We start from the raw sequence: 9,460 nt of genomic DNA, 5'->3' as shown, positions 1-9,460 counted from the left end.
CCCGCCGCCACCGCCGCCACCGCCGCTCCTGCCCGCCCCTGCCCGTCCCGCCCCGAGGGGCTGCGCTCCTTCGATCCCCGGCCGCGGTCCGTCGTGCTTGCTCGCGCAGTTGCCCCGCCTCTGAGAGGGCAGGGGCTGCGCCGTGCCTTCTTGCTCTTCCTGGGGGCGCGGGGAGCTGTGCGAGCAGCCACGAGCCACCCGCACCCGCTCACGGGCCGAAACCTCCCGAGTTCCCCTCGTTGCCGTCAAAAATGGGGCGCCAGGTCACAAATCGGCCACTCGACGCGAGTCATACCGCCGTCGTTCCCCCGGCACCACCCGGTTGTCAGTCGGATGCGTAAGAATTGGGTCCAGGGCCAGCGCAGCAAGCCGCAGCAAGCCGGTGTGGCCTTCGAAGCCTCCGGCTGAATCTCATCGAGGGGCACGTATGTCCGGACTGATCGATACGACGGAGATGTATCTCCGCACCATCCTCGAGCTGGAGGAGGAAGGTGTGGTCCCCATGCGCGCCCGGATCGCCGAGCGGCTCGACCAGAGCGGCCCGACGGTGAGCCAGACGGTCGCGCGCATGGAGCGTGACGGCCTGGTGTCCGTCGCCGCGGACCGCCACCTGGAACTCACCGAGGAGGGCCGCCGGCTGGCGACGCGCGTGATGCGCAAGCACCGCCTCGCGGAGTGCCTGCTCGTCGACGTGATCGGCCTGGAGTGGGAGCAGGTGCACGCGGAGGCGTGTCGCTGGGAGCACGTGATGAGCGAGGCGGTCGAGCGCCGCGTCCTGGAGCTGCTGCGTCACCCCACGGAGTCGCCGTACGGCAACCCGATCCCGGGCCTGGAGGAGCTGGGTGAGAAGGACGGCGCGGACCCCTTCCTGGACGAGGGCATGGTGTCGCTCGCGGACCTCGACCCGGGCACCGAGGGCAAGACCGTCGTCGTACGCCGGATCGGTGAGCCCATCCAGACGGACGCCCAGCTGATGTACACGCTGCGCCGCGCGGGCGTGCAGCCCGGTTCCGTGGTGAGCGTGACGGAGGCGGCCGGCGGTGTCCTCGTGGGCAGCGGCGGCGAGGCGGCGGAACTGGCGGCGGACGTGGCCTCCCACGTCTTCGTCGCCAAGCGCTGACGCCCGGTCGCCAAGCGCTGACACCCGCACACCGATCGCCCGGCGCCGCCACCGCCGCACCGGTCGCCCACCGACGACAGTCGTGCCCGATCGTCCACCGACGACACCCGTGCCCGATCGTCCGGCGGTGGCGCGCGTACCCGTCGGCGGCGCGGTCGAGGGGACCTCGTCGACCGGTTTCGACCACCCGGTTTCGGCCCGTGCCGCTCCCTGTCGGCGTCTGTTCGGCGAGTATCGGCCGATGTCCGTATCGCCCGCCAACTCCTGGTGCGGAAGGGGAAGTTGTGACCTGTCGGGGCCCCTGTGCGGGATCCCGTCGAATCGAAGATTCAGTGCGCCGAATCGCAGCGCGCGGGCCGTTCGCATGCGAGGCTTGCGCGTGAGGCATATGACCTGAGGGGCTCTTGGCCGCCCGAGACGGCGGATCTCCGGTGGTGGAGGAGGGGGCGGGGCGGATGTGCCGTGGACATGAGGAGGGCCCCGGCGCCGTGTGGCGCCGGGGCCTGTCCTCCCCTGTGCTGACCCGGAGCCCCGAGCTCCCAGGGTCAACCCCCTCGGACCGTTTTCCCCGAGCGGTCCGCCTCCCGTTGAAGATCTCCCCTCGGTGGCGGTGGGCAATCCTTGAGGGAGGTCACTCGAACGAGGGGTGTTGTCGCCAAGAGCGACATCTTCGAATGTGTATTCGATAACGTGTACGGCGTGGCGTTGCGTTGCCCCGTTCCATGACCGACGCGCACACCCCACACGTAACGTGTCAACCGATATGCACGCTGTAACACAAGTGCTTGCCGTCCGAGCGGCGCGCACGGCGGCGACAGCAGCTGGAGCACCGGCGGAAGCGACGGCGGATGCAACGCGGAAGCAGCAGGGGAACAGAGGTACGGCAGCAGTTGGGACGAGTGGACCGGCCGGCTCGAAGCGGGAGCGAGAGGCGGGAGCGAGCGGTCCGGGCGGGAGTCTGGGGGGTGCCAATGGCGAGGCGCATCGACGTGACGGGAGCGGGCGGCGTGAGTCTCGCCGCCTGGGAGTTCGACGAGCCGCCCAAGACCGGTGAGAGCGAGCCCCGGCCCGGGGTGCTCTTATTGCACGGCCTCATGGGCCGCGCCTCGCACTGGGCCCCCACCGCCCGCTGGCTCTCCGAACGGCACCGCGCCGTCGCACTCGACCAGCGGGGCCACGGCCGGAGCGCGAAGCCCGAGCAGGCCGCGTACACCCGAGAGGCATACGTCGAGGACGCCGAGGCCGCCGTCGAACAGCTGGGCCTCGCCCCGGTCGTCCTCATAGGCCACGCCATGGGCGCGCTGACCGCCTGGCAGCTGGCCGCCCGCCGCCCGGACCTGGTGCGCGGCCTCATCATCTGCGACATGCGGGCCTCGGCGCTCGGCGCCGCCTCGCAGCGCGAGTGGGAGAGCTGGTTCAAGGCCTGGCCGCTGCCCTTCGCCACCCTCGCCGACGTCCGCAAGTGGTTCGGCGAGGACGACCCCTGGGTGGAGCGCCCCAGCCCGTCCCGCGGCGAGTTCTACGCCGAGGTCATGCACGAGGGCCCCGACGGCTGGCGGCCCGTCTTCGACCCCGAGCAGATGCTCAAGACCCGCGAGACCTGGGTGTACGACGCGCACTGGGAGGAGCTGACGCAGGTCTGCTGCCCCGCCCTCGTCGTCCGCGGCCTCGACGGCGAGCTGGGCCGCGCCGAGTCCCAGGAGATGGTCCGCGTCCTGCCCCACGGCCAGTACGCCGAGGTCGCCGACGCGGGCCACCTCGTCCACTACGACCAGCCGGACGCGTGGCGCGCGGCGATAGAGCCGTTCCTGGACAGCTTCCAGGACTGAGGCAGCTTCGCGGACCGAGACGGCTTCGCGGACCGAGCGAAAGGGCCCCGAATCGCTCCGGGGCCCTTCCACGGCCTACGGCCTACGGCCTACGGCTACGGCTACGGCTACGGCCTACGGCTGGGAACGCGGCACGGCTCAGCCCTCCGCGGCCCTCCTCCGCCGCATCCACCACACCAGCGCGCCGCCCGCCGCGACGACCGCCGCGGCGATGCCCGAGAGCAGGCCGACGGGCAGGCCGGAACCGGTGTCGGCGAGGTCGCCGTCCGGGTCGGGCCGGTTGGCCGGCGGGGACTGCGGGTCACCGCCGCCGGGGGTGGAGGGGGTGGGAGCCGGGGGCGAGGGGGTGTCGCTCGGCCGCGGCTTGTCCGAGTCGGTGGGCGTCGGCTCGGGTGCCGGGTCCTCGTCGCCCGGGTCGGGCCGGGTGCCGTTGCTGTTGCCGCCCATGAAGAGCGTGTCGGTGTCCCGGTAGGTCGTCACGGCCTGCACGCTGGTCCTGGTCGTCCTGTCCAGGCCGGGGTGTTCGAGGCCGAACTGCACCCGGGTGACGTTCCGCTTGGGCGACTTGGAGAAGTCGACGCCGCCCACGGTGTAGACGTAGACGTCCTGCCCGTTGCTGATCTCGTACTTGAACTCGCCGTCCTTGAAGATCTTGACGTACCGGTCGGACAACCCGATGTCGCTCTCGCCACGCTGGAGAAGGCGCACGAGGCCGCACCGGAGACGATCAAGTACAACGGATGCGCGAAGCGCATGCGAACGGCTGTGAACGGTGACGCAGGCGGTGTGCACAGGCGTGGACGCGATTGTCAGCTAAGAGCGGTAGGGGACTGGAGTGTCGACTGCCGCGCTCAACGCCCCTGGGTGCGGCTGGACCTGACGTGCAGGACGAGCGAGACGATCGCGCAGAACACGACGGCGAAGACGGCGCCGCCGTAGTTGTCCTGGAGGATGCTGACGGCGGCGATCGGGGCCCCGATGGCGAGCGGCGTGCCGGGGGTCATGCTGTCCTTCTTCATGAGAGCTCTCCTGAGAGGGCGGTGGCTGAAGCACCACAGGGATGGGCAGGTTGTCCACACTGACGTGAGGGGCATGTACATGATGTCAGTGCCGCCGATGCCGGACCAGCCGATGGCGTTCGAGGTCGGCCGTTGCGCGACAAGCTACCCCTTGCTCACCGCCGTGAGGATCTCCGGCAGCCGCCCCGCCGTCCGGGGCGCCGCCAGCCGCAGTCCCAGCTCCGTGATCCCCGCCCCGTACGCCGTCCCCGCCGGCAGCAGCAGCCACGTCCAGGAGTCGCCGCCCGCCGAGACGTGCAGCCAGATGGTGAGGGCAATGACCGGGAGGCAGAGAAGGGCGGCGGCGATCATGCCGCCGAAGACGGAGATCCAGGCGAGGCCGGCCTGCCCGGGGGCGACACCCTTGTAGCCCTCCTGGGGGATGGAGTAGGGGAAGCGGGCGGAGGACCAGGCACCGGTGGCGAGCATCGCGCCGAGGAGGGCGAAGGAGAGGCCGAGGGCCTCGGGGAGGGCGGGCCAGTCGCCGAGGAGCGCGGTGGTCAGGACGGTGACGAAGGTGGCGTACGGCAGGGTGATGACCAGCAGCGCCAGGGCGCGGCCGCGCAGTTCGACGTACGCGTCGCGCGTGGACGAGATCGTCATGGCGACCATCCAGAACGCCGAGGTGTCCTGCCCGAACTGGTTGTACATCAGGATGCCGAGCATTCCCGCCGCGAAGCAGGCGATGTAGACCGAGCCGGTGCCCTGCAGGGCGTTGAAGACGGGCACGATCAGGCCGATGGCGAGCGAGGTCACCCACGCCGCCTTCGTCCTCGGGTCCCGCCAGATGTAGCGCAGACTGCGTTCCATGGTCGTGCCGGTGCGGCCGGCGGGGAGGAGCCGTCGCAGGCCGGTGGAGCGTGTCCGTCCCCGGCCCGAGTCGTCGGCCTGGAGTGTGGAGCCGTCCGGGGAGGTCATCAGCCGGGTGAGCGTCCGTGCCCACAGGCGCAGCAGCAGCGTCAACGCCATTACGGACAGTGTCAGTTGGGCCATGGCGACCCCGTACGACCCCTCGCTCGCCGCCCGCACCGCGCCGATCGCCGACGACGGCGGGACCCAGCTCAACACGTCCGCCACCGGATCCAGCTGTCCGAGACCGGACGAACTGAGGCGCTGGACACCGAAGTTGACCGCCTGGGCGCCGATCGCGATCACGAGGCCGCTCAGGACGGCGAGGTCGCGGCCCCGACGGCTGGTCAGGAGGCGGACGTTGGCGGCGGCCACCGCGCGGGCGAGCGCGACGCAGCAGAGGAGGGTGAGGGGGACGGCGGCGACGGCGGTGACGTACGCGGCCGTGCCCCGGGCCACCGCGACGACCGAGCCGACGAGCACGCACAGCGTGAACAGCGGGCCGATGCCCACCAGGGAGGCCGCGAGCAGCGCCCGTACGAGCGGGCGCGGGCGCAGGGGCAGCATCACCAGCCGCGTCGGGTCCAGCGTCTCGTCCCCGCCGGGGAAGAACAGTGGCATCACCGCCCACCCGAGCGCCAGCAGTGCCACCAGCGGCACGGCAACGGCCGCTGCGTGCTCGTCACCGCGCAGCGCGACCAGCCCGATCAGCTGGAGCGCCGCGAACAGCAGCACGAACACCACCGATGCGATGTACGCGGCCCGCCGCCCGGCCGACTGCCGCAGCCCGTTGCGCAGCAGAGACAGCTTCAGCCGTACGAGGACGGAGGTCACTGACGCGGCACCCGACGGGCCCGCCGTGCTCATCGGCCGCCCGCCCCGCCGCCGAGCCAGTCCAGATCCGAGCCCGTGTCCCGTTCGCCGGCGCCCACCAGTTCCAGGAACGCCCGCTGCAGCGAGGGCGCGTCACCGCGTACGTCGGCGAGCGGGCCGTGGGCGCGGATGCGGCCGGCGACCAGGACGGCCACCCAGTCGCAGAGGGACTCGACCAGTTCCATGACGTGGGAGGAGAAGACGACCGTGGCACCGGAGGCGGTGTACCGCTCCAGGACGCCCCGGATGGTCTGGGCGGAGACGGGGTCGACGCCCTCGAACGGCTCGTCCAGGAAGAGGACTTCGGGGTTGTGGAGGAGTGCCGCGGCGAGGCCGGTCTTCTTGCGCATGCCCGTCGAATAGTCGACGACGAGCTTGTGCTGGGCGCCCGCGAGGTCGAGGACGTCGAGCAGCTGGGTGGCCCGCCTGTCGACCTCGGCGCCGGGCAGTCCGCGCAACCGACCTGTATAGGCGAGGAGTTCACGCCCGGTGAGGCGCTCGAAGAGGCGCAGCCCCTCCGGGAGGACACCGATGCGGGCCTTCACCTCGACAGGGTCCCGCCACACGTCGTGCCCGACGACCTCAACGGACCCCTGGTCGGGGCGGAGCAGTCCGGTGACCATCGACAGGGTGGTGGTCTTCCCGGCCCCGTTCGGCCCGACCAGCCCGATGAACCGCCCGGCGGGCAGCTCCAGATCGATCCCGGCGACGGCGACCTGGGCCCCGAACCGCTTCCAGAGCCCCTGGACGCGTACAGCGACGACATCACTCACTCCGGCTGCCCCTTCGGGTAGACAGTGCCCCCGGTCTTTCGGGGGTGCGGGGCGAAGTCGATGCGGCTCCGCCGCGCGGACGCGGGCAACCACGACCGACGCGCAGCCGCACACGCGACCCGCAGCCCCGCCCGGAACGCTACCGGCGCCCGTCCCGCCCGCACGCATAGGCGAGTGGCGAGATCAGTTCCTCGGCATCCGGCAGCCATCGGTTCGCCGGCGTGGGCCGTCGGGCCCACTGCACGGCCCCCCGCGACCCGTACCGCGTCGGCGGAGCCGCCACGTACTCACCCTCACCCAATGCCTTGAGGTCGAGTACCAGCGGCGACCAGCCCAGCTTCCGTACGAGGTCGGGGACCTTGACGGAGGCGCCGGGCAGCACGAAGAAGTGCATCCGGCGATCCGGCGTCCAGGTCACCGGCCCGAGCGTCAGCTCCATGCGTTCCATGCGGGCCAGCGCCAGCAGGCCGGCGGTCTCGGGCACGTCGATCGTGTCGAACGTATGGCCGGTCGGCAGCAGGATCGACGCGGTGGGCTGCTTCGACCACAGGCGGCGTGCGACGGTCGCACTGCCTGTCGCCTGGGTCGCCCAGTCCTCGCGCGCCGGGTGCGCGCCGGGGGTGGCGCACGCCGGGTTGCCGCAGGAGCACTGCTGCATTCCGTCGACGGCTTCCAGCCATGTGCCGGGGAACACGTCCCAGTGGCGCTCTTCGGTGTATCGAACGGCGGTGTCCAGCAGCGATTCGCCACGCTGCTTCGGGATTTGGGCAGCTTCAGGGCCCGCGATGGTCTCTTCCACGATGAACACAACTCTAGCGGTCATCAGGGGTTACGGAAGTCACATGCGCGGGGGAGAGCATCGCCGACGGGGCCGGGGCGCATGGGTGCACGGTCGGGGGCGCGCGGGAGGGATCACGGAGTGAGCCGGGTAGCCACGTGTGGGGTACAGCATCCGTGTTTACCCCGGCATCTTAGGTATGTCTCGCATCTTAGGTATGTCGGCGGGGCATTGATCTTCGAGGCCGGATCCTTTCGATATGTGGGTACACGCATGCGAGGGGGACCGGCTGCTGAAGACACGTCAACTCGGTGCGTGGGCACGGCACCACAGCCACAGGGGGGTACGCCATGGCCGCAAGGCCGCTCGTCGCCAGGCAGCCGAACGAACGCCTGCAGGCGCTCATCCAGGAAGCGGGTTGCTCCAACGCCGGGCTGGCCCGGCGGGTCAACATGTGCGGCGCGGAGCACGGTCTGGACCTGCGCTACGACAAGACGTCCGTGGCGCGTTGGCTGCGTGGACAGCAGCCGCGGGGCCGGGCGCCCGCGATCATCGCCGAGGCCCTGGGCCGCAAACTGGGCCGGACGGTCACGATCGACGAGATCGGCATGGCCAACGGAAAGAACCTCGCGTCCGGCGTCGGCCTCCAGTTCTCGCCGACGGTGCTCGGGGCGATCGAGCAGGTCTGCGAGCTGTGGCGCAGTGACGTGGGGCGGCGGGACTTCCTCTCCGGGTCGTCCGTCGCGGCCTCCGCGCTCGTCGAGCCCAGCCGCGACTGGCTGATCTCCGCGCCGGACTCCCAGGTGGCCCGCTCGGCGGGGCCCCGGGTGGGGTCGGCCGACGTGGCGGCCGTGGGCGCGATGACCCAGGCGCTCGTCGACCTCGACCACCAGTACGGCAGCGGGCATGTGCGGCCGGTCGTCGTGCACTACCTCAACAGCGTCGTCTCGGGGCTGCTGGCCGGCTCCTACCGGGAGTCGGTGGGCCGGGAGTTGTTCGCCGCGGTCGCCCGACTGACCGAACTCGCCGGGTACATGGCCGTCGACACCGGACAACCCGGCCTCGCCCAGCGGTACTACATCCAGGCGCTTCGCCTCGCCCAGGCCGCCGGCGACCGCGCGTACGGCGGTTACGTCCTCGCCGCGTCCATGAGCCACCTCGCCGCGCAGCTCGGAAACCCGCGTGAGATCGCGCAGTTGGCGCGCGCGGCGCAGGAAGGGGCGCGGGGGCGGGCCACACCGCGTGCGGAGTCGATGTTCCACGCGGCGGAGGCGCGCGGGCACGCGCTGATGGGCGACGCGCGCGCCGCGCAGGCGGCCGCGGGGCGGGCCGTGGAGGCGCTGGAGGGCGCGGACCCCTTCTCCGGGGACGACCCGGCGTGGATCAAGCACTTCGACGAGGCCTATCTCGCCGACGAGTTGGCGCACTGCCATCGGGATCTGGGGCAGGCGGAGGCGGCGGCGCGGCGGGCCGAGGAGTCGCTGGCGAAACATCCGGAGTCGCGGGCCCGGCGGCGGGCGATCGGGTATGTGCTGCTCGCCACGGCACAGGTGCAGCAGCGGGAGGTCGAACAGGCCTGCCACACGGGGACGAAGGCGGTGGAGCTGCTGGGGTCGCTCCGCTCGAACCGGGGGGCCGAGTATCTGGAGGACTTCCAGCAGCGGCTGGAGCCGTTCAGGGAGGAGGCGGTGGTCAGGGAGTTCGGGGCACGAATGGACTTGCAGGCGGCGTAGAACGCTCCGGGTGGGGGACTCGGTCGTCTCGCGACCGCGGGCGGGTCGTGGCGGTCACGCGGTTTCCCGCGTCCCGATGAGGGGTTTCGCCCCTCATCGGGACGCGGGTGGTGCTCGGGCTGTCATCCGGACCCGGTAGCGTGAGTCGACGATTCCGGAAGTCCCCCATTCGTAGGAGTCTCGGTGACGCAGAGTGGACAGGGCGAGGAGCCCTCGGCGCGGACCGCGCGCGAAGGCATCGTGCTGCCCTCGGACGGTGGGGCGCCGCTCCATCCGAGCGATCTGCCGCCGGCACCGCTGCCGCCGGCCCCGGTCCAGCCGTGGGACCAGCAGCGGCAGTGGGGTTCCGAGGGAGCCGCGCCGCCCGCCCAGCCGCCTGCCGACCACTGGAACAGCGCGCCGCCCGCGCCGCCCGCTCCGGAGTGGGGCGGCCAGGGGGCGCACGAC

8 protein-coding genes and 1 pseudogene are annotated in these 9,460 nt (G+C 71.6%); 4 read left to right on the top strand and 5 right to left on the bottom strand.

Annotated elements, in window-relative coordinates; genetic code table 11:
- Positions 1-427: 427 nt before the first annotated feature.
- Positions 428-1,120, top strand: a complete 693-nt coding sequence (locus tag AWZ10_RS35800; protein WP_037705345.1) for an iron-dependent transcriptional repressor DtxR — start codon at positions 428-430, stop codon at positions 1,118-1,120.
- A gap of 971 nt (positions 1,121-2,091) precedes the next feature.
- Positions 2,092-2,949: an alpha/beta fold hydrolase gene (locus AWZ10_RS35795; RefSeq protein WP_046703468.1), complete on the top strand. Its 858-nt coding sequence runs from the start codon at positions 2,092-2,094 to the stop codon at positions 2,947-2,949.
- A 138-nt stretch (positions 2,950-3,087) separates the two neighbouring features.
- On the opposite strand, the gene AWZ10_RS51855 is transcribed toward AWZ10_RS35795, so the two are convergent.
- The 5 genes from AWZ10_RS51855 to AWZ10_RS35775 all read right to left on the bottom strand — a co-directional run bounded on the left by AWZ10_RS51855 (position 3,088) and on the right by AWZ10_RS35775 (position 7,325).
- A complete protein-coding gene (locus tag AWZ10_RS51855) occupies positions 3,088-3,657 on the bottom strand; it encodes a hypothetical protein (protein ID WP_060893084.1) in 570 nt (189 codons plus the stop codon).
- Positions 3,658-3,800: 143 nt separating this feature from the next.
- Positions 3,801-3,968, bottom strand: coding sequence for a hypothetical protein (locus AWZ10_RS51850; RefSeq protein ID WP_159058475.1), 168 nt, complete (start codon positions 3,966-3,968; stop codon positions 3,801-3,803).
- A gap of 144 nt (positions 3,969-4,112) precedes the next feature.
- Positions 4,113-5,723: a hypothetical protein gene (locus AWZ10_RS35785; protein ID WP_060893083.1), complete on the bottom strand. Its 1,611-nt coding sequence runs from the start codon at positions 5,721-5,723 to the stop codon at positions 4,113-4,115.
- Positions 5,720-6,502: an ABC transporter ATP-binding protein gene (locus AWZ10_RS35780; protein ID WP_046709485.1), complete on the bottom strand. Its 783-nt coding sequence runs from the start codon at positions 6,500-6,502 to the stop codon at positions 5,720-5,722. The genes AWZ10_RS35785 and AWZ10_RS35780 overlap by 4 nt, the downstream gene beginning before the upstream one ends.
- Positions 6,503-6,641: 139 nt before the next feature.
- Positions 6,642-7,325 carry a bifunctional DNA primase/polymerase gene (locus AWZ10_RS35775; protein WP_046709484.1) on the bottom strand — a complete coding sequence of 228 codons (684 nt, stop codon included), beginning with the start codon at positions 7,323-7,325 and terminating at the stop codon, positions 6,642-6,644.
- Between the two features lie 305 nt (positions 7,326-7,630).
- Here AWZ10_RS35775 and AWZ10_RS35770 point away from each other — a divergent pair, with 305 nt between their 5' ends.
- On the top strand, positions 7,631-9,013 hold the full coding sequence (locus tag AWZ10_RS35770) for an NsdA family TPR-like regulatory protein (RefSeq protein ID WP_060893082.1): 1,383 nt from the start codon (positions 7,631-7,633) through the stop codon (positions 9,011-9,013).
- A 183-nt stretch (positions 9,014-9,196) separates the two neighbouring features.
- Positions 9,197-9,460: pseudogene (locus AWZ10_RS51845) on the top strand (hypothetical protein); the annotation flags it as partial.

The sequence above is a fragment of the Streptomyces europaeiscabiei genome (assembly GCF_001550375.1).
Lineage (GTDB): Bacteria > Actinomycetota > Actinomycetes > Streptomycetales > Streptomycetaceae > Streptomyces > Streptomyces europaeiscabiei.
Note: the sequence above shows the minus strand (reverse complement) of the source record. Positions and strands in the feature narration are given on the sequence as shown.